Origin of the sequence: Cohnella sp. OV330, from assembly GCF_900112065.1 — a bacterium.
GTDB lineage: Bacteria > Bacillota > Bacilli > Paenibacillales > Paenibacillaceae > Cohnella.
On record NZ_FOKE01000004.1, the window covers coordinates 157,297 to 177,822 of the forward strand.

Here is a 20,526-nt window from a genome sequence, read left to right on the forward strand (position 1 = left end):
AATGGATGAAGCATACATTCCGGGAAGACGCTGGTTTCGGCTGAGGTGAGCAGCGCCTTTTACGGTGGTGTCGGCGGGCGATTCAACGGAGCAGATGCGCGCAAAAGGCATCCGCATCGGCCGCCGCGCGCTTCGGCAGCGAGATGTCGCCGCCTTGCCATAGCCAGGACGCAGCGTCAGCCGGCGGCAAATGCGGCACCGCGAGCATCGGCCGCTCCGGGAACAAGCTCAGCCACTCGCCGCGTCCGGAAAAGTCCATGTCGCGGTTCGCGATCCAGCCCGTGGACGCGCCGGCGCGAGTCGAGGAAGTCAACAGCTCCGTGCAGCCGCGCTGCCGGCGCTCCGTCCACTTGACCGGAAGCGGGTCGGCCACCGCATAGATCGCGTCGGCGTGCGCCGCGAGCCAGTCCGACACGCGGTCATCCTGCCAGGCGCCGGATACGTCGAGCAGGACGAGCGGCGCGCCTATCCCGTTCAGCCATGAGGCGAAGCCCGGCGCAGGCGCCCCGCCCGGCGGATCGTCGGGTCGGAGCGGATAATAATCGGCATGTCCCTCCCGCCATGCCGGGGACACGGACCCGGCGCCGGACGGATCCGCGAACACCGCGCGGCCCGGCATGCGCCGCCCGCCGTCCAGCCAGCGGTACAGCTCGGGCTCGATCCCCGGGCACTCCGTCAAGGCGTGCGCGACGCCGAGCCGGTTCAGCCGGGACGACAGCATCCGCGCCACGAAAGTCGCGCCCGCACCCGGATAGGCCGACAATATCGCCGCGATCCGGACCCCCTTGCCGCGGCGGTCGCTTGAAGCGCCGGGACCCGATTGAAACGGTCCGACGGCAGGCATCCCGACGGGAGCGCCCGGCTCGCAGGCTCCCGCCGATCCTGCATATTGCTGCCATTCGCGGACGACGTCGGCGGCGCTGTCCGGCCTGTCTCCGGGGCGTTCGGAGAGCAGCCGCTCCACGGACGCGACGAAACCCGGCGGAATTTCGCGCAGCCAGGTCGGCCTGCTGCCGGAGCTCGCGCTGCTGAAAAAGCCGCCGCCCGTCAGCAGGTAATAGGCCAGGCCGCCGAGCCCGTACAGATCCGTCCTGGCATCGCTTTGCTCGCCGCGCAGCTGCTCCGGCGCCGCGAACGCCGGCGTGCCGAGCATCAGCGTATCCCGCGCCGCGCCAGGCTTGAACTCCCGCGCGATGCCGAAGTCGATCAGAATCGCGTCGTCCCTGCCGTCGATCATGACATTGGCCGGCTTCAGGTCGCGGAAGACGACGAGCGGCCGCTGAGCATGCAAATACTGCAGCGTTCGCGCCAGCTGGAGCAAGTACCGCAGCGCCTTCGCGAACGGCAGCGACATCCCGTGCCTTCGCATCCGCTCGGCGAGCGTCTCGCCCTCGACGTAGGTCATGACGATCAGCGCAAGCCCTTGATCGTCCGGCGGCTCGTAATCGACGATCTCCGGCAGGCCGGGATGGCGCAAGGCGCTTAGCAATCTTGCCTCGTCGATAAACCGTTCGGCGCCGTCGTACGTACGCGTCAACTTGAGCGCGAGCAGCCGCCCGCCCAGCTTCATGTCCTCCGCCAAGTACACGCGGGCCATTCCGCCGCGGCCCAGTCCGCCCACGATTCTGTACCGGTTCGATACGAGCTGACCCAGCTCGAACGCGGGGAGCGGACGCCGCGCATTTTCTCCCTTCACGCCCCGTTCCTCCCTTCGCAACAAACGCAATAAATACAAAAACCGCGCCAAAGCCGCTCCCCCAAAGGGATTCGGTTCGGCGCGGGATGCTTTCCCGTGCGTATGTCTTTCTTATTGCTCCGATTATAGCATGCCGCGATCTACGAGGAAAGGCCGATCCCGATCCTCGATCGGCGAAGCATCGCGAAAAGGCGGTTACTTGCGCATCCAGACCGTCGCTTCGTCCCGGTTGTGGAACAGCTGCTTGACCCTTCGAATATCGAACGTTTCCTCGTAAGACCCGAGCAGGTCGGCGATCGTCTGCATCGGCTTTTTGTACATCAGCTTCAGCGTGACGATGACGGAGGCGCCCGCCGACAACGCCGGCGCCAACTGCTTCACGATCCTGGCCGTATGGTGCGGATCCCAGCTCATGTCGCAGACGAGCAGGTCGAACGTCCCCGGCGCGAAGGACAGGTCGGCCGCGTTCTGCCGCAGATGCCGAAGTCTGGGATGCCCCGCCAGCGATTCGTCCATCTCCGCGGGATCGACCGCCGTCACGCGAAGACCGCGCTCCAGAAGCACGGACGTCCAGCCGCCCGGCGCCGCGCCGAGATCGAGCGCGTTCGTGAACCGCTCGAACGGCAGGTCGAACGTCTGCTCCGCTTCGAGCAGCTTGAAGGCCGCGCGGGAGATGAGTCCTTCCTCCCGGCGGAACCGCACGGCCCCGCCAGGCCAGTCGGACAGATTGTCCGCGGGGGCGGACAAGCCGAGATAGAGACTCCGTTTCGACGCGTACACCGACACGATCCACTTAGAGCCGCGGGACACGGTCTCCGCGCCCGACTCCAGCAGCGCGGGCACCATCAAGTCGCGGGCTTCGGCGGACGAAAAAGGAAACGGGCTATCCTGGGACTTGCGCACCTGAACCGCGACCTTGGCGCCTTTGACTTCGTCGGCCAGCGAGCCCGCAAAACGGACGAGCGCCGAAGCGACCTCCTCCGCTTGCGGCGGAATGTCGAGCTCCTCCCGCACCGGGAACAGATGTCGCAAAAAGATGGGCTCGTCCATGCGAAGCGCGCGGACCAACTCTCGATCGTCCGCGCCGGCGACGACAAACTTAAACGTCTCGCCGGGCGCGAGGCCCGACAGCGATACGTCCGGCCAGCGTCTGCGCAGCTCCTCCATCGCAAAAGGCGCGAACCCGGGGTTGGTCGTTCCGATGAATGCCGTCACTTTACCCCTCCTTTTCAACCGTAATCCAAGGTCTCTCTTGGGCCCACCGCACGTTGACCGGTACGTCGTAGGCGTCGCGCAGCAGCTCGGCCGTCAGCACCTCGCGCTTGGGACCGGCCGCGATGATCCGGCCCTCGGCCATAAGCGCCACATGCGTAAACAAAGGCACGATCTCTTCGATATGGTGCGTCACGTACAAGATGCCCTCGACGCGTCTGGAGAGCGATTCGAGCGAATCCAAAAACTTTTCCCGCTCGAACAGGTCGAGACCGGCGCACGGCTCGTCCATGATCAGCAGCTGCGGATCGGCCATCATCGTCCGGGCCAGCAGCGCCTTTTTGCGTTCGCCTTGGGACAGCGTGCCGAACGGCTGCTCGGCGCGGGAGCCGAGACCGACGCGGTCAAGCTCCGCCAGCGCTCTCGCTTTGATTTCGTCTGAAATTTCTTCGTAAATACGCAAGTAAGCGTTCATCCCGCCGACGACGATCTCCCAGACCGGATCGCGAGGAATGAGCTTTTCGATCAGCGACGGCCCGATGTTGCCGATTTTTTTGCGCACTTCGCGCACGTCTACGCGCCCGTAACGGTTGCCGAGAATGTCGACCGTACCGCTCGTCGGGAACAAATAGCCCGTGATCATCTCGAGCAGCGTGGATTTGCCGCAGCCGTTGCGGCCGAGGAGCACCCAGCGCTCCCCCGCCTTGACCGTCAGGTCGACGCCGCGCAATATCTCCCGTTCTTCGCGGCGCCATACGATATTCTTAAGTTCGATCATGATCGTTTTCCTCTCCCCCGAACGATTCGGCGAGCCGCGCCCTTACCTCCACGACCGATCCGAATCGGTATACCTTATTCCATGCGCCGTCCTGACGCCTTAACAGCAGGCAGGGAACGCTCTCGATCTGAAAAGCTTCCGCCATTCCGGGCATGAGGTTGATGTTCGCCGAAGCGATCCGAACGTTCGTCAGCGACGCTTCGGCCACCTCGAGCATTCGTCTCGCGAGCGCGCATGTCCCGCATAGCGGCGTGTAGACGAAAAGCGCAAGCGCGCCTTCCGACGCTTCGACCTCCCGTTTCCAGGTCCTGGCTTCCCATTCGGTCACGGCGATTCGTCCTTCCCCTCGCGCTGGCCTTTCGAGGCCGCCGCATCCAGCACCGCAGCGGGCATCGGGCCGTCATGCACGACCAGGCCGGCAATGCCGGCATCGCGCAGTCCCTTGACCATCTGGGCGCGGCCCATCATGCTGGAGGAGTGAACGTACACCTCTCGCGGAAACGTGCCGGCGGCGATTAGCCCGCCGACGACGGCGAAGCCGTTCGGCTGCCCGTATCCGAGCTCGTAATCGAGCGACAGGATGTCCACCTCGCATTCGCGAAGCAGCAACAGGCACTCCTCGGCCGTGCGCGCCGGCACGAAGCCTGCCGGACAAGGCCGAACGTCGTCCAAATAAACGTTAATCACGTTAATCGTCCTCCTCGCTCATCAGCTTGCGAACGCGGGCGATCTGCTTTTCATGCGTGCCGTCCGCTTCTGGCGGCGTCTCCATGACGACGGGCACCCGGCGTATCTCGGGTGAAGCGAGCAGCTCCCTGAAGCTATCGTCGCCGATATAGCCCTCTCCGATCGGCGCGTGACGGTCCCTGCGGGAGCCCGAGGGATAGCGCGAATCGTTCAGATGCACGGCGGCGAGATGCTCCCAGTAGCCGAGCTTCGAGGCGCGCTTGCGAAAGTCGGCCCAATCCGCGCCGTTCCACTCGCCGCTGGCGTACAAATGGCAAGTATCGAGGCAGAAGCCGATCTTGTCCGGATAAGCGGACAGCGAGCGAATCTGAACCATTTCCTCCGGCGTCTTGCCGGCGTCTCCATGGTTGCCCGCCTGGTTCTCGAGCAGCAGCTTCGCCTTGCCGTCCCAACGGGCCAGCGTCCGGTCGATCCAGGCGATCATGTCGCGATAGCCCTGCAGCGGATCGTCGCCGCGAATGACGCCGAAGTGAATGACCGTGCCGATCGATCCGCACGCTTCCGCGATCGCCAGATCGCCCAGCACGCACCGCTCCATCTGGGAGGCGGAGTCGCCGGTCGAGGCGGGATTGATCGCGTAGGCGGAGTGGCCGAGCGAGACGATATTCTCTTCCTTGCAATATGCCGCGCAGCGGGATGCGTCCGCCTCGTCGACCGGCTTGGAGAAAAGCGTGCGCGGATTCGACGGGAAGTACTGGAAGGCGTCGCCGCCCATGCGCGCCGCGGCGCGGGCGGCTTCGAACAGTCCGCGCCGCGTGCTGACATGGCTGCCTACGGCCGGCATGCTAAGCTTCTTTCTGGCACGCCGGGCAGTAAAACATTTTTCGCCCCGCCAGCGTTTCCAGCACGATCTCGTCTCCCGAACGGGGGCATGGCTCTCCGCCGCGATCGTAAATCCGCAGCTTGTCCAGAAATCCGCCGGTCGTCTCGTCCGTCTCCGTCAACGGGTGCTCCATGTATCCGCCGCCGGAGGCCGCTTCCGCGAGCACTTTGCGCATGGACGCGTACAGCGCGGAGATCTGCTCTTCATTTAGCGCCGAAATCTGCGAGGCCGGGTGGATCATGGCATCGAAGCAGATCTCGTCCGAATAGCAATTGCCGATGCCGGCGAGAAACTTTTGATCGGTCAGAACGGGCTTCAGCCGTCCCCGCCGCTTCTTCAGCCGCGTCGCGAACGCGGCCTCGGTCAGGCGAGGGTCCATCGGATCCGGTCCCAGGTCGTGCAGTCGCTCCAGCACCGCCTTGGCGCTGAGCCTGTGAAGGAATCCGAGCCGCAGTCCCGCGAAAAACAGCCGGTTGCCGTCGTCCAGCGTCAGGATCACTTGATAGTGATCGTCGCTCTTCGGACCGTCTTGTCCGTAGAACATCCAGCCGCCGAGCATCAAATGCAGAAGCAGCCGATTGCCGTCGTCCAGATGGAAGAGCAGGTGCTTGCCTTTCCGCTCCACGAACAAAATTCGCTTGCCCTTCAACGCGTCTATGAACAATTCAGGGGGTTCGTTAATCGTCTTCTCGCGGTTCACGACGACCTCCCTGATCATCTGCCCGCATACGAGCGGCGACAGCAATCTTCGGTAGGTGTCCATTTCCGGCCATTCCGGCATGATCGTTCATCCCTTCTCCAGCCATCGCGCGGATGGCCTGCTTTCGTCAAACCTTTTTCGAATTCGTATCCATATTATGTATCTGACGGTCCGCTGGCCGTCCCCAACCCGGAAATCAAAGCGCGCACTTCATCCGGCCCCTCGCATACCGCATCCGGCATCGCGCCTGCGCGCTCGCAGCGCTGACGCCAGTCGTCCCGACCGCATATGCCTGTTAAGACGAGCACCGTCGGACAACCGGCCGCGAGGCCGGCTGCAAGATCGGTGTGCGGGTTGTCCCCGACGACCCAGGCCTCCGAAGCTTCGATGCCCGCCAAGTCCAACGCATACCGCATCATGATGCCGGACGGCTTGCCGATAACGACCGGCGCGACATCGCTGGCCGTCTCCAACAGGGCGGCCAAGCTCCCCGCGCCGGGCAGAAAGCCGTCGCCGACGGGCAGCCTGCGATCCGGATTGGTCAGCAAGTAGTCGGCTCCCGACAATAAATAGCCTAGCGCCGCGGTCAACTGTCCATAGTTCAAATTCCGGTCCAGTCCTTGCACGACAAGGTTCACGCTAGCGCCTGCGGCCAGCTCGGCTTCGTCCGGCATCGCGATGCCCGCTTCCGCAAGCGCGCTGCGAAGTCCGTGCTCGCCGATAACGAACGCGGTCGCGTCGGGATGGCGCTGCTTGGCATAATGCGCGGCGGCTGCCGCTGACGTGATAACGCGCGTGGCGTCAGCAGGGATGCCGAAGCCGCGCAGATGCGCCGCGACCTGCTCGGGCGTGCGCGTCGAATTGTTCGTTAAATACCAGCAGGCAATGCCTGCTTCTTCAAGCTCCTCGACCAATCTCGAAGCGCCTTCGATCGGCGTCTCTCCTCTGTACAGCGTGCCGTCGAGGTCGAGCAGCACCGCCTTCGGCCGCCCCGCGAACCGGTCTTCGCGGAGCAGCTCGGTTTGTTGCGACATTAAAGTTCGGCTCCTTTGACGCTGTCTTGCGTTTCATGATGCTGCCAGCATTTATATGAATCACAATACCCTTTTGTCGAGTACTCTGCAACCATCCGCATATCGAAAGAAGCGACAGACCGCCCCGGAAAACTCATCCGAGCCGGCCTGTCGTTTCGAGCTTGCGGCGAAGCCGCGCCATTCTGTGCCGGATCGCGTCGAGCTCCGCCCGCGTCCTGTCGCTCTGTCTAAGCGAAGTTCGCCGCTGCAGCAGTTCAAGCGCGCGCGATGCGTAATCCAGCGCGATGCCCGGCTCCCTGCGACGATGCTCGTAATGCATCGACAGCTCGATATGCGCTTCTGCGGTAGGCAGCAGCCGCGATTCGGCGAGGCTCGCGGCCCGCTCCCAAAGCCCGGCCGCCTCGTCGTGCCGGCCAAGCCGCTTGAGGCGCGCGGCGGCGGGCAGCAGCCACCGGCCGCCCGGCGTGCCTTCCGCGATCAGCGCCGCGAACAGCCGCTCCGCGTGCTGCTCTCCGCCGTGATCGGCCAGCCAGGCTGCCGTGCGGAACAGCTCCTCAGGCTCCTCGGGCAGCGCCCATTCGGCGCCGAGCCGGCCCTCGAGCACGCCGCCGAAGTGGACGGTCAGGCTGGCCAGCGTCAAAATATCCCGCTCGTTGTGAATATAAACGCCGCGCAGATGAGAGGCATCCCCGTCGCTCAGATACTTCATATACAGCTCGGGCGCGAGCGAGCCCGGCACGTCTTCGCCGCGAACGATTCCGAGCCGGTCTTCCTCGATCCGGCTCAGCCGGCAGGACGGCAGCGTGTTTTTCCATAAGGCGCGGGAAGGATGCAGGAAATCGAGATGTCCCGGCTCGACGCCGCTCGGCCGCCACCCGTTCAGCACGAAGCGGCTCGTCAGCACCGGCCAATCGAACGACCTGCCGTTATAGGTAACCAGATGCGTGACGCCCGCGAACTTGCCGAGCAGGTAAGACAGCATCGCCCGCTCTTCCCCGGGATGCCGGATGAGCAGCTGCTCCACCGTAAATGTCCCTGCCCCTCCGTCGGCGTATCCGAATCCGATCATAAAAGGCAAATTGCCCGTGCCTACGCCGAGTCCGGTCGTCTCGGTGTCGAGGAACAAAAGCCGCTTCGCATCGATTTCCTCCGGCTCGGGTTCGGCGACCGCCGCAAGCGATCCTCGTTTCCGGTTTTGCCGCACCGCAATGGGCTTCAGCCTGCCGGCGCAGGTCATGAGCTCGGTCAGCACGTAATGGCCGTGCCGGTGCTCGAGCGGGTAGATCGCGCGCCGACGCAGGAAACTGCCGTATTCGCCGGCGACCTCCTCCACGTCAAGCGCGGCGAGGGCGGGATGGAGTCCGCTGCCGTTATTGGCTTCGTCTTCGGTATCGGGCTGGGCGCTCGCCCTTCCGGATATCGGTCCGACGTTGTCCTGATCGGCCACTTCCGCAAGCTGGGAAAGGCCGTCAATGCCCGCCGCCGCCCCATCCGCCTTCGCCTCCGCCGCGACGCCGAACGCCGCATCCGCCGCCTTGGCCGATGCCGACTGGGCCCGCAGCCGGTCCAGCCGGTCGCGCAGGCTGCTCATCCCGCCGCACCTGCCGTTCGCTGCAGAAGCCCGAGCGCCAGGTCTTTGCCTAGCAGGCCGACCTCCTCGATCGGCCCGACGCACGCCGGACAGCCGCTGAGGCACCCGCATCCCTCGATGAGGCGCCCAGCCTCCGCCAGCAGCTCGTCATGCTTTTCGTACAAGCGCTGGCTGAGGCCGATGCCGCCCGGATACCGGTCGTAAAAGTAAATCGTCGGCTGCTTCGTATGGACGGCCTTCACCTGGGGCACGACGCAGATATCCATCGGATCGCACATCAGATGCAGCGGCGCCAGATGGACGAGCACGTTGGCTAGACCGAGCAGGGCGGATTGCATGTCGTTCGCGCTGCGGGCGGCGGCGGCCTCCTCCGAGAACGAAAACCAATACCCGCTCGTATGAAGCTCCTCCTCGGGCAAGTGAATCGGGCCGGATCCGATGTTTTCGTGCGTGCGCAAGCGCATCTTTTTGAAAATCGTCGGCTTGGCCGTCACCATCAGCTCTCCGTATTGCCGCACGATGGCGCCTCCCGGCGATTCGCGCTCCTTGTCCACGTGCAGCACTTTAAGCTCTACGGCAAGGCTCGCATCGGTGAAGTAATCCACGTTGACCTCGCGCACGTACGCTTTCTTTTCCGGATAATCCAGCTTCTCGACCTGATATTGCACGCCCTCGTGCAAATAGATCGCTTCCTCGTGGATGAGCGTAGGCGCGCCGAACCGGTCGACCTCGCCGAGCACGCGATGTCCCTCCGTCATGTCGATAATGACGAAGTTCTCCTGCGCCGCGGAGCGAAGCGAGATGCCGTGGGCCGGAAACGCCTGCTCCATCCAGTACCAGCGTCCGGCGTTCTCGTGCAGCACCTTTTCCTCCGCCAGAAACTCGAGCAGGTCGACGAGCTTCTCCCCGCCGAAAGTGTCGCCCGCTTCGAATGGCAGCTCGTAGGCGGCGCACTTGATGTGATCGAGTAAAATGAGCAGGTTGTCCGGGTGAATGCGCGCTTCCTCGGGCGGCCTGCCGAGAAAATAGTCCGGGTGCTGGATCAGGTACTGATCGAGCGGATTGCTGCTGGCCACGAGAAACGTGACGGAGCTGCCGTGACGGCGTCCCGCCCGCCCGGACTGCTGCCACGTGCTCGCGATGGAGCCGGGATAGCCGTTCAGCACGCAGGCTTGCAACTGGCCGATGTCGATGCCGAGCTCGAGCGCGTTCGTGCTGACGACGCCCCGAATCTCGCCGCTTCGCAGCCCCTTTTCGATCTCCCGCCGCAGCTTGGGCAAGTAGCCGCCGCGATAGCCGCGAATCGACTTGGGCCCGAACTCCCGCTTGGTCAGCTCCTGCAAATAGGTGAGCAAGATCTCCACGCGGACCCGGCTGCGCGCGAACACGATCGTCTGAATGCCGCTTCTAAGCAGCAGCGCCGCCAGCTTTTGCGACTCCAGCACGCTCGAACGCCGGATGCCGAGCTGCCGGTTGACGACGGGCGGATTGTAAAAAACGAGATGTTTTTCCCCGGCCGGCGCGCCGTTGTCGTCGACGAGCGCGAACTGCTCCTCGATGAGCCGTTCTGCGTGCTCGCGCGGATTGGCGATCGTCGCGGACGCGCATAAAAACTGCGGCGCGCTGCCGTAAAATCGGCAAATTCGCTTCAGTCTGCGTATTACGTTGGCCACATGGCTGCCGAAGACGCCGCGATAGGCGTGCAGCTCGTCGATGACGATGTATTTCAGGTTTTCGAACAGCTTGACCCACTTCGTATGGTGCGGCAGAATCGCCGAGTGGAGCATATCCGGGTTCGTCACGACGATATGGCCGGCGTTGCGAATGACCTGGCGGACCGTGGGCGGCGTATCGCCGTCGTACGTGTGCGTCTTGATATCGACCTCCATCGCGTCGGCCAGCTCCTGGAGTTCGGCCACCTGGTCCTGGGCGAGCGCCTTCGTCGGGAACAGGTACAGCGCCCGCGCGCTCGGGTCGGTCAAGAGCCGCTGTAGCACCGGCAGGTTGTAGCATAGCGTCTTGCCGGATGCCGTCGGGGTGACGGTCACGACGTGGCGGCCGGCGCGGACCGCCTCGAACGCCATCGCCTGGTGCGTGTAGAGCGAAGCGACGTTCCTCGTGCCGAGCGCGGCGGACAGCCTCGGATCGAGCTCCGGCGGAAAGGGCGCGGTCCGCGCGGGGCGGGCAGGCTGCGTATGCCAGTAGGTCACGTTTTCCATGATCTCCCGGTTCAGCTTCAGATGCTCCAGCCATTCCTCCATCGTCGCCGCCTTTCCCGTCAAAGGATTCATGCCGCATCGCTCCGTTTCTTTTACGTATCGTTCGCTTGTTAGCTGTAATCTTCATTGTACAGAATGTACGTTCGCACGGCAACGGGCTTAATTGACTATGCGCGAGGAACTTGTCCTGTCTTATTCGATCGGGAAATAGCGGTGGAATGAAGATGCTCTTCATTTGTGTGAATTGTCGCGCAATTGCAATAATAGTGTCGAACGAAAGCGCTAACAGAAGAGTCCGGTCGAAAAACCGGATTACGGACGGGCGATTGGCGTTACTCAGTGTCGCATCCTGCGCTTTCCGGGGAAATGATCGTTCATTTCCTGTCGTTCGCGTCAACGGCAAAAGCCGTCCCGATCGCACGCGCGAATGGGACGGCCTTCATAGCAGCCTCGATTTTGAAATGCCTCAAGCCTTGTCGACGTTAAAGTATCTCGCGTCCGGATGCGCGAATACCATCGCGGACACCGACGCTTCCGGCTCCATCATGAAGCCCTCGGTCAGCTGGACGCCGATATCCTCCGGCTTCATGAGCTCGAACAGCGGTCCTTGGTCTTCCAGGTCCGGACAAGCCGGATAGCCGAACGACACGCGGATGCCCTGATACCTGGCGCCGAATCGCTGCTTCATCGTCATGTCGGCCGGGTCCGGGAAGCCCCAATTGTCGCGCATGATCTGATGCACGCGTTCCGCCATGCCTTCGGCCACCTCGAGCGCGGTCGCGAGCAGCGCATGCGAACGCAGGTAGTCGCCATTTTCCTTCCACTTCTCCGCCTGCTCGCGCGTGCCGTTGCCCGCCGTCACGACGAGGAAGCCGACGGTGTCCATCACGCCGCTGTCCACGGGCTTCAGGAAGTCCGCCAGGCACAGGAACGGCTCCACCGCCTGCCGCGGAAACGTAAATTTCTTGATCACCGTCTTGCGGTCGGCCGGATCGTAGATCAAAATGTCGTTGCCGTCTCCCTGCGCCGGGAAAAAGCGGTACATCGCTTGCGGCTTCAGCCAGCCGTTCGTCTGCGCGTCGGCCACAATCCCGTCGATCGTGTCCTTAAGCTGCGCCGTACGCTCGTCCCCCGCCTTGAGCAGCTCCTCGACGTTGCCCTTGAGACCGAGATGGTGACCCATCAGCATCTGCAGGTTCACGTACGGCAGCACGTGCGCGAGCGGGTAATCGCGCAGGACGTGGCGATCGTAATCCGGCGGCGCGAATACGGGCGCGTCCGGCGAAACGCTGGCGCTGCGCGCGCGCGTCGGCGCGGGCATCGCCGGCTTCTCCTCCTCGCGCTCGAGCGTGGCGAGCGCGGTCCGATGCTCCTGCTCGATCGCGGCGCGCTGCGCGGGATCGCTCAGCTTGTTGGCGATGTCGAGCCCATCCATCGCGTCCTTGGCGTAGAGCACGACGCCGTCGTATTCGGGCGCGATCCGCGTCTTCGTGAACTTGCGCGTCAGCGCCGCGCCGCCGACGAGAATCGGGGCGTCGATGCCGGCGCTCTTCAAGTCTTGCGCGGTCAGCACCATTTGCTGCGCGCTTTTGACGAGCAGGCCCGACAGTCCGATCGCGTCCGGCTTCTCCTCGCGGTACGCGGCGATGAGCTGGTCCGGCGGCACCTTGATGCCGAGGTTGACGATCTTGTAGCCGTTGTTCGAGAGAATGATCTCGACGAGGTTTTTGCCGATATCGTGGACGTCGCCTTTGACCGTCGCCAGCATGATTTTGCCCTTTACGGCGGAGTCGGCCCTTTCCATGTGCGGCTCCAGATGCGCGACGGACGCCTTCATGACCTCCGCGCTCTGCAGCACCTCGGCCACGATCAGCTCATTGTTGTTGAAAAGGCGTCCGACTTCGGACATGCCCGCCATGAGCGGACCGTTGATGATGTCGAGCGGCGCGTACTTCTCCAGCGCCTCGTCGAGATCGGCGTGCAGTCCTTCCTTGCTTCCTTCGACGACATAGCCGGCCAGACGCTCTTCAAGCGGCAAGTTTTCGGCTTTGACTTTTTTCTCCACCTTCTTGTCCCGGAAAGCGGCGACGAATTCGGCAAGCGTCTCGTCGTTCGTATTGTATAGCAGCTCTTCGGCGAGTCTGCGTTCATGCTCGGGAATGGATGCGTAGCGCTCGAGCTTTTCCGTATTGACGATCGCGTAATCGAGTCCCGCCTTCGTGCATTCGTAGAGAAACACGGAGTTCAGCACCTCGCGGCCGGCCTCGGGAAGACCGAACGAGATGTTGCTGACGCCGAGTATCGTCTGGCACTTCGGCAGCCGCTCCTTGATGAGCCGGATGCCTTCGATCGTCTCCTTGGCGGAGCCGATGTACTGCTCGTCGCCGGTGCCGACGGGAAATACGAGGGCATCGAAAATGAGATCCTCCGCCTGCAAGCCGTACTTGTCCACCAACAGGTCGTGCGAGCGGATCGCGACTTCGAGCTTGTCCTCCCGGGTGATCGCCTGCCCGCGCTCGTCGATCGTGCCGACGACGACGGCCGCTCCGTATTTGTGAAGGATCGGCACGACCTTTTCGAATTTCTCCTCGCCGTCCTCAAGATTAATGGAGTTAATTAATGTTTTGCCCTGGATGTATTTCAGCGACATGTCGATGACGGCCGGATCTGTGGTGTCGACCATCAGCGGCGCCTTGACCTTTTTCGTGACGAAGTCCAGAAACTTCTTCATGTCCTCGGTCTCGTCGCGATCCGGATCCTGCAAGCAGACGTCGATGACGTGCGCGCCGCTCTTGACCTGGGCGCGCGCGATCTCGGACGCCTCCTCGTACTTGCCCTCGGCGATGAGCCGCTTGAACTTGCGGGAGCCGAGCACGTTCGTCCGCTCGCCTACCATGTAAGGACGATTTTCGCTCTCGATATAGACCGTCTCGATGCCGGATACGGCAGGCGGATGCTCGCCGGCCTGAACGCGCGGCGCGACATCGGCCATCGCGTCCGCGATCGCCTTGATGTGAGCCGGCGTCGTGCCGCAGCAGCCGCCAGCGATGTTAATCCAGCCTTGCTCGGCGAAAGCGCGCAGCTTGCGCGCGAGCGACTCGGGCGACTCGTGGTAATGTCCGTTTTCGTCGGGCAGACCGGCGTTCGGATAGCAGCTGACGCCGGACTTCGCGATCGCGGACAACGTACGGATATGATCTCGCATGAACTCGGGACCGGTCGCGCAGTTCAATCCGAACGACACCGGGTTCAAGTGCTCGAGCGACACGTAAAACGATTCGATATTCTGCCCGGCCAGCGTCGTGCCCATCGGCTCGATCGTGCCGCTGATCATGATCGGCAGCGTGCGGCCCATGAGATCGAACGCCGCCCGAACGCCGATGCTCGCCGCCTTGACGTTAAGCGTGTCCTGACATGTCTCGATCAGGATCGCGTCCACGCCGCCTTCCATAAGCGCGACGACCTGCTCGCGATAATCCTCGACGAGCTGATCGAACGTCACGCCGCCCGTTACCGACAGCGTCTTGGTCGTCGGACCGAGCGCGCCTGCTGCATATCTCGGCTTGTCCGGCGTCGAATACTTGTCGCAAGCTTCGCGGGCGAGCCTCGCCGCGGCCAGGTTGATCTCTCTCGCCTTTTCGGGAATATCGTATTCAGCCAGCACGACCGACGTCGAGCCGAACGTGTTGGTCTCGATAATGTCGGATCCCGCCGCGAGATACTGTTCATGTATGCCGCGGATGACGTCGGGACGGGTCAGCACGAGCATTTCGTTGCATCCCTCGAGCTCTTCGCCTCCGAAATCTTCCGCCGTCAGGTTCGCCTGCTGAATCATCGTGCCCATGGCGCCGTCGAGGATCAGAATCCGCTTCTTCAACTGCTCTTGCAATGGGGCTTTCTTATCGGTTAAAGTCATATTTAGACGTATCATCCTTTTCCGGGTAACTTCATGGGTAAAAGCATTAACTTCTATAGTAGCAGAATGTTTTATTCACGAAAAGATCCGGTTGGATGTGTCGACAAATGGCGTAGCAAGGATTATAATTTAATCAACAAATACTTAAATTCATAGTGGGAAAGAAGGAATTGTAAATGGCAAAAGTTCGCGTGCGCAATACGAACGTATTGATCGAAGGGGAAGCCAACGTCCGTTCCTTCCTCGACAAGCAGGGCGTGCTTTACGAACACTGGAATCCGGCCAAGCTGCCTGAGCGCCTGCAAGAAAACTTCGACCTGAGCGCCGAGGACAAGGCAGAGATCCTGTCGACCTTCGATACCGAGATCCGCGACCTAGCGGGACGCCGCGGCTACAAGACTTGGGACATCGTCGTGCTGTCCGAGTCCACGCCGAACATCGAAGAGCTGCTGAAGAAGTTCGAGCAGATCCACACCCACACCGAAGACGAAGTCCGGGCGATCACGGCCGGCGAAGGCATCTTCATCATCCGCGGCGACGAAGAGACCGGATACTTCGACGTCATCCTGAGCGCAGGCGACGTCATCTCCGTACCGGAGGGCAGCGTTCACTTCTTCACCCTGACCGAGTCCAAGAAGGTCGTCGCCGTTCGCCTGTTCATCGAGACCGAGGGCTGGATCGCGCATCCTTACGAGGATCCGGCGTTCGTTAAATAATTCGTTTTTTCGCAACAAAAAAGCGCCGGCCCCGTTCACATCGGGGATCCGGCGCTTTCTTTCATTCGGCGGACAATTTGTCCAGAAGCGGCTGCAATTCGTTCAAGCTCGCGATCTCATAACTCGGCACGATCTCGTCGTTGCGAACGGCACCGTGCCGGTTGATCCAGATCGAGATCATCCCGACGCCGTTGGCGCCCTTGATGTCGGTCGTCAGCTTGTCGCCGACCATGACGCAGTCGCCTGCTTGAAGTCCAAGCCGCTGCAGCGCGTGCGCGAACAATCTCGGAGACGGCTTGCCTTCTCCGAATTGCCCGGAGATGACGATCTCGTCAAAGTAGGGGATCAGCTCGGGCGTCATCGCGAGCTTCTCCTCCTGCAGATCGGGCGAACCGTTCGTCAGGAGAAGGAGCTTGTAACGGCTCTTGAGCGCGTCAAGCACCTCGAACGTCTCCTCGTAGGCGAGCGGCAGCTTCCGGCGATGAGCCGGAAATTCTTCCGCGAGCTTAGCGCCGAGCGCTGGATCGTCTACGCCGAGCGCCTTGAGCCCGCGCGTCCAAGCTTCGCGCCGATAGTCCGGCACGATGGCCTCCATCCGCCTGAACATTTCATGCTCGCCGGCCTTGAAGTTTCCCCATAAGCCCTCGAACGGGTTGATTCCGATCATCTGCGTGAAAAGAAACGTCTCGTACGTCTCGTAGAGCGCGCGCGCTTCGCGTCTTACCGCCTCTTCCAACGCTGCCGCATCGACGCCGGCTACCTGCGAAGCCAGCTCGCATGTCGCCTCGAAGGCTTGCTTAACGCTGCGGTCATCCCAAAGCAGCGTATCGTCCAAATCGAACATAACCGCTTGAATCTTCATTCCCGTCCATCTCTCCCGTGCGCGATTCTTGAAAAGCATGTTTATTGAAATTCTTGCTTCTGGCTCTTTTACTTGGCGCGTGTCTCCCACTCGATCTGATGCTGGCCTGCGAACTCCTTGAGACGAACGGACATCGCGTCCAGCGGGTACCGGTTCATCAGCTTGGAGAACACCCAGTTGCCGCCTTTGACCGGTTCGATGACGATGTAGCCAGGCATCTGAACGATCTTCCGCACTTCGAGCGGCTTAAGCGTCTTGTATCCCGCGAATTTGCGCGTCTCCAGCCTATCCTTCGAGACGGCTAAATAAGGCCTGCGAAGGAAGTAAAACACGGCGAGGAGCACGTAACAACCGACCGTCGCCCAAAACATGCCTGCGCTCTGCTTAAAGTCGGCGGACCACGGCTGGAACATTAGAATGTAAAACACGATCAGCAGCACAAGCGTAAACGGCATGATGAAGCTCCGCCCCTTGAAGCGGTCGACCTGAGCCGCAGGCGCGGACAAGCCTTGCTTGCCCTCTTTTTTGCGTCGCTTGTTTATTTCCTTCGTATTGCGCTGTACGGCGCGTTCCCATGAACGTGACACTGCATTCCCTCCTATGTATAGGCAAAGCCGGCGTTAAGCCGGCTTTGCCGCGTTGCCGCATGAATAAGGCCGCACATCTAAAATTAACGCCATTAATTTTTGCGCTTGCAGAGGGCCGTATTAATGCTTAATCGTATCTGCCGGAGGTTCGTCCGTCCATTCGATCTGATCGAGTTGTTGCTTGAAGTTACGCTTGAAGTTATCCAAGTAAACCTGACGCAGCTTTTGCCGCTCGACGGCCTCTTCCTCGGTCAATCCGGTCGTCTTGTGCTTATGTGCCAACTCGTTAATCCGAGCGATCAGCTTGTCGAATTCCATAGGGTCACCTCCCGTGTTGCCTCTTCTCATTTGACAATATCGCAAAGGGAATGTCAAGGCGAGGCTAAAGCAAAAAGACCGATATGCATCGGTCGATTAAGATAGATTATTCGAGAAATGATGTATGGCGATCAAAGCGGCGTTAAGAACATTTGTTCTCAATGAGATGAATCTGACAATTTGGCCGGAAGCACCAAGCGTTGGCCGGAAGAGATGGAAGATGAAGTCAGTCCGTTGCGCTTCATGATCAGGTGTACGGCGGCCACCGTCTTCATGCCGGCGGGCTTGGCGCCTTCGGCAATCGACCAAAGCGTGTCCCCGCTGTCGACCGTCACGGTCGATTCGGATCCCATCGCCGGACGAACGGATTCCGGTTCTGCGGAAGCGGACATCATGGACAGCCCGGCGTATATCAGCAGCGCGACGATCGGAATCAAAATCAACCGAAGCCCTTTAATGGTAACGAACGATTGAAAAACGCGCGCCGAAGCCCCGCTCTTGGCCCGTGAAGAATCGACGGAGGCTCGCCCTGTTCCCGTCTTCCTATTCCCATATGTATAATCATTGGACTTCAACGAATCCGAACCGATAAGCTGTACTTGTACCATCTCATCCACCCCAAACGTTTGTTCTGATATGAGAATATCACGAACATATGTTTGAGTCAACCATTTTGCGAACACAAGTTCTCTAAGAACGAATGTTTGTACGAACTCCGGTTCTGTGTTATAATTTGTCATATGAATTTTTAAGTCAGTAGGAGGGCTTCGAGGTGTCGAAGATGTCCAACCGTCAATCCGCCATATTGGAATTCATTAAGAACGAAGTCAAGGACAAGGGCTATCCCCCGTCCGTTCGCGAGATCGGCGAGGCCGTCGGACTCGCGTCGAGCTCCACCGTGCATGGCCATCTCGACCGTCTTGAAAAGAAAGGCCTGATTCGCCGCGACCCGACCAAGCCTCGCGCGATCGAGATTACGGACGGCGAGCAGGATCCGGTCATCCAGTTCGCGCAGTCCGTCCGTTCCGTCCCGCTCGTGGGCAAGGTCACGGCAGGCGTGCCGATCACCGCGACGGAGAATATCGAGGAGTACTTCCCGCTTCCCGCCCAGATGGTCGGCGAGCAGACGGTATTCATGCTCTCCGTCAGAGGCGACAGCATGATCGACGCCGGCATCCACAGCGGCGATTATGTCATCGTACGCCAGCAGCAGACCGCCACGAACGGCGACATCGTCGTCGCCATGACCGAAGAAGACGAAGCGACGGTCAAGACGTTTTACAAGGAGCGCGACCACATCCGCCTTCAACCGGAGAACAGCACGATGGAGCCGCTGCGCCTGAACAACGTCAGCATCTTGGGCAAAGTCATCGGTTTAATTCGCAGCATTCGTTAAGCGTTCGACCCAGCAGCTTAACGCAGAACAAAGAAGCCTCGGCATCGCTAAGCGATCGCCGAGGCTTCTTTGTTCCGTCCGAATATCAATAAGTCGTCAAATACTGATCCCGTTCCCATTGGTGAACTTGGGTGCGATAGATGTCGTACTCGATTTCCTTCATCTCATAGAAGTGCGTAAGCGCGTGATCGCCGAGCGCTTCGCAGACGACCTCGTCGCGCAGCATCTCGGAGAGCGCTTCGCGCAGGTTGAGCGGCAGGCTCGGAATGCCGGCGTCGATCCGCTCTTCGTCGCTCATGACGTAGATATTGCGGTCTACGGGCGCCGGAAGCGCCGTCTTGTTGCGAATGCCGTCGAGTCCCGACTTCAGCATGACCGCCAGCGCCAGATACGGATTCGCCGCCGGGTCCGGGTTGCGTACTTCGACGCGCGTGCTGAGACCGCGCGAAGCCGGAATACGGATCATCGGGCTGCGGTTGCTCGCCGACCAAGCGACGTAGCAAGGCGCTTCATATCCGGGAACAAGACGTTTGAACGAATTGACGGTCGGATTGGTGATGGCGGCCATGCCTCGCGCGTGCTGCAGAATGCCGGCCATATAATGACGTGCCACCGTGCTTAGTCCGAGACGGTCGTTCGCGTCGTAAAACGCATTTTCCGAACCCTTGAAAAGCGATTGATGGCAGTGCATGCCCGAGCCGTTCATGCCGTAAAGCGGCTTCGGCATGAATGTCGCGTGCAGCCCGTGCTTGCGCGCGATCGTCTTGACGACGAGCTTGAATGTCTGGATCTGATCGGCCGCTTTGATGGCGTCCGCGTATTTGAAGTCGATCTCATGCTGTCCCGGAGCGACCTCGTGGTGAGATGCTTCGATCTCGAAGCCCATCTCCTCTAGCATGAGCACGATGTCGCGGCGGCAGTTCTCGCCGAGATCGGTCGGCGCGAGGTCGAAATATCCGCCTTGGTCGTTGAGCTCGGTCGTGGGATTGCCCTTCTCGTCGGTCTGGAAAAGGAAAAACTCGGGCTCCGGTCCGACGTTGAACGACGTATAGCCGAGCTCTTCCGCCTCTTCGAGCGCACGCTTCAAAATGCCGCGCGGATCGCCCGCGAACGGCGTGCCGTCCGGCATATAGACGTCGCAGATCAGGCGCGCGACGCGATCTTCCGTAACCCAAGGGAAAACGACCCAGGTGTCGAGGTCCGGATATAGATACATGTCGGACTCCTCGATCCGGACATAGCCTTCGATGGAGGAGCCGTCGAACATCATTTTGTTGTCCAACGCCTTCTGGAGTTGGCTTACGGGAATTTCCACGTTTTTGATGATGCCCATCAGATCGGTAAATTGCAAGCGGATGAAGCGTACGTTTTCTTCCTTGGCGATCCGAATGATATCCTCGCGCGAGTAGCTCATGACAGCCTCCTAAATGGTCGTTGTGGGTACAGTTACTATGCTACTTGTTCTTGTAAAATCGAGACAGCTCGCCCTGAATAAGCGATACTTGGCCCGGGCGCTTATTGCCGGACATGATCTGCTGCTTGAGCATCCGGTGAAGCTGGGATTCGGTCATCTCGCGACGCTTGACCTCGGACAGCTCGTTGATGATCGTCGCGTCGTCCGCGCTCTCCCCGACCGGATTCATCACCTGCTTGATGCCGGCGATGTTGACGCCTTTTTCGATCAGCGCCTTGATCTCGAGCAGACGCTCGACGTCGTTGAACGAGAACAGACGCTGATTGCCGGCCGTCCGCGCGGGTTGAATCAATTCATGTTGTTCGTAATATCGTATTTGCCGGGCGGTCAGATCGGTCAGCTTCATGACAATGCCAATCGGGAACAGCGCCATATTTCTGCGTATTTCGTCGCCAGCCATTTCGTATCAACCTTCCATCTGGGCGCGGAATTTTGCAACCTCTTCCATTGTAACCCC

General features: G+C 61.0%; 19 protein-coding genes. 2 read left to right on the forward strand and 17 right to left on the reverse strand.

The genetic code is table 11. From position 1 onward, the window contains the following. Positions 1-82 precede the first annotated feature (82 nt). From BM235_RS10635 to metH, 11 genes are all read right to left on the reverse strand, one after another. Positions 83-1,696, reverse strand: a complete 1,614-nt coding sequence (locus BM235_RS10635; RefSeq protein ID WP_090112576.1) for a serine/threonine-protein kinase — start codon at positions 1,694-1,696, stop codon at positions 83-85. 195 nt (positions 1,697-1,891) lie between these two features. Next, positions 1,892-2,911, reverse strand: a complete 1,020-nt coding sequence (locus tag BM235_RS10640) for an SAM-dependent methyltransferase (protein WP_090112578.1) — start codon at positions 2,909-2,911, stop codon at positions 1,892-1,894. 1 nt (position 2,912) lies between these two features. Beyond that, on the reverse strand, positions 2,913-3,686 hold the full coding sequence (locus BM235_RS10645) for an ABC transporter ATP-binding protein (RefSeq protein WP_090112580.1): 774 nt from the start codon (positions 3,684-3,686) through the stop codon (positions 2,913-2,915). Then, complete coding sequence (locus BM235_RS10650) at positions 3,673-4,014, reverse strand: thioredoxin family protein (RefSeq protein ID WP_090112582.1); 342 nt, start codon at positions 4,012-4,014, stop codon at positions 3,673-3,675. Before BM235_RS10650 ends, BM235_RS10645 begins: the two co-directional genes overlap by 14 nt. Further along, on the reverse strand, positions 4,011-4,373 hold the full coding sequence (locus BM235_RS10655; protein WP_090112584.1) for a cyclic-phosphate processing receiver domain-containing protein: 363 nt from the start codon (positions 4,371-4,373) through the stop codon (positions 4,011-4,013). Before BM235_RS10655 ends, BM235_RS10650 begins: the two co-directional genes overlap by 4 nt. A 1-nt stretch (position 4,374) precedes the next feature. Beyond that, on the reverse strand, positions 4,375-5,217 hold the full coding sequence (locus BM235_RS10660; protein ID WP_090112586.1) for a deoxyribonuclease IV: 843 nt from the start codon (positions 5,215-5,217) through the stop codon (positions 4,375-4,377). A 1-nt stretch (position 5,218) separates the two neighbouring features. Next, on the reverse strand, positions 5,219-6,037 hold the full coding sequence (locus tag BM235_RS10665; RefSeq protein WP_090112588.1) for an Fpg/Nei family DNA glycosylase: 819 nt from the start codon (positions 6,035-6,037) through the stop codon (positions 5,219-5,221). 74 nt (positions 6,038-6,111) lie between these two features. Beyond that, positions 6,112-6,990: an HAD-IIA family hydrolase gene (locus BM235_RS10670; protein ID WP_090112590.1), complete on the reverse strand. Its 879-nt coding sequence runs from the start codon at positions 6,988-6,990 to the stop codon at positions 6,112-6,114. 133 nt (positions 6,991-7,123) lie between these two features. Continuing rightward, on the reverse strand, positions 7,124-8,581 hold the full coding sequence (locus tag BM235_RS10675; RefSeq protein ID WP_090112592.1) for a ribonuclease H-like domain-containing protein: 1,458 nt from the start codon (positions 8,579-8,581) through the stop codon (positions 7,124-7,126). Further along, positions 8,578-10,872 carry a DEAD/DEAH box helicase gene (locus tag BM235_RS10680; protein WP_090112594.1) on the reverse strand — a complete coding sequence of 765 codons (2,295 nt, stop codon included), beginning with the start codon at positions 10,870-10,872 and terminating at the stop codon, positions 8,578-8,580. The genes BM235_RS10675 and BM235_RS10680 overlap by 4 nt, the downstream gene beginning before the upstream one ends. A gap of 394 nt (positions 10,873-11,266) precedes the next feature. Beyond that, entirely contained in the window at positions 11,267-14,716 is a 3,450-nt protein-coding gene (gene metH, locus BM235_RS10685; RefSeq protein WP_090112596.1) for a methionine synthase, read from the reverse strand. A gap of 176 nt (positions 14,717-14,892) precedes the next feature. On the opposite strand from metH, the gene BM235_RS10690 reads away from it, so the two are divergent. Continuing rightward, positions 14,893-15,432, forward strand: a complete 540-nt coding sequence (locus BM235_RS10690; protein WP_090112598.1) for a cupin domain-containing protein — start codon at positions 14,893-14,895, stop codon at positions 15,430-15,432. Between the two features lie 61 nt (positions 15,433-15,493). Here the strand turns inward: BM235_RS10690 and BM235_RS10695 are convergent, their stop codons facing one another. From BM235_RS10695 to BM235_RS10710, 4 genes are all read right to left on the reverse strand, one after another. Continuing rightward, the gene (locus tag BM235_RS10695) at positions 15,494-16,294 is read right to left on the reverse strand and encodes an HAD family hydrolase (RefSeq protein WP_090112599.1); all 801 of its coding nucleotides are present in this window, start codon (positions 16,292-16,294) and stop codon (positions 15,494-15,496) included. A 68-nt stretch (positions 16,295-16,362) separates the two neighbouring features. Beyond that, positions 16,363-16,881, reverse strand: coding sequence for a hypothetical protein (locus BM235_RS10700; protein ID WP_090112600.1), 519 nt, complete (start codon positions 16,879-16,881; stop codon positions 16,363-16,365). A 120-nt stretch (positions 16,882-17,001) separates the two neighbouring features. After that, complete coding sequence (locus BM235_RS10705; RefSeq protein ID WP_090112602.1) at positions 17,002-17,199, reverse strand: DUF896 domain-containing protein; 198 nt, start codon at positions 17,197-17,199, stop codon at positions 17,002-17,004. 158 nt (positions 17,200-17,357) lie between these two features. Next, on the reverse strand, positions 17,358-17,807 hold the full coding sequence (locus BM235_RS10710; protein ID WP_177244220.1) for a LysM peptidoglycan-binding domain-containing protein: 450 nt from the start codon (positions 17,805-17,807) through the stop codon (positions 17,358-17,360). 164 nt (positions 17,808-17,971) lie between these two features. Between BM235_RS10710 and lexA the strand changes: the two genes are divergently transcribed. Continuing rightward, entirely contained in the window at positions 17,972-18,595 is a 624-nt protein-coding gene (lexA, locus tag BM235_RS10715) for a transcriptional repressor LexA (protein WP_090112606.1), read from the forward strand. An 85-nt stretch (positions 18,596-18,680) separates the two neighbouring features. Here the strand turns inward: lexA and glnA are convergent, their stop codons facing one another. Continuing rightward, a complete protein-coding gene (gene glnA / locus BM235_RS10720) occupies positions 18,681-20,009 on the reverse strand; it encodes a type I glutamate--ammonia ligase (protein WP_090112608.1) in 1,329 nt (442 codons plus the stop codon). A 40-nt stretch (positions 20,010-20,049) separates the two neighbouring features. After that, positions 20,050-20,469 carry a MerR family transcriptional regulator gene (locus tag BM235_RS10725; RefSeq protein WP_090112609.1) on the reverse strand — a complete coding sequence of 140 codons (420 nt, stop codon included), beginning with the start codon at positions 20,467-20,469 and terminating at the stop codon, positions 20,050-20,052. Positions 20,470-20,526 lie beyond the last annotated feature (57 nt).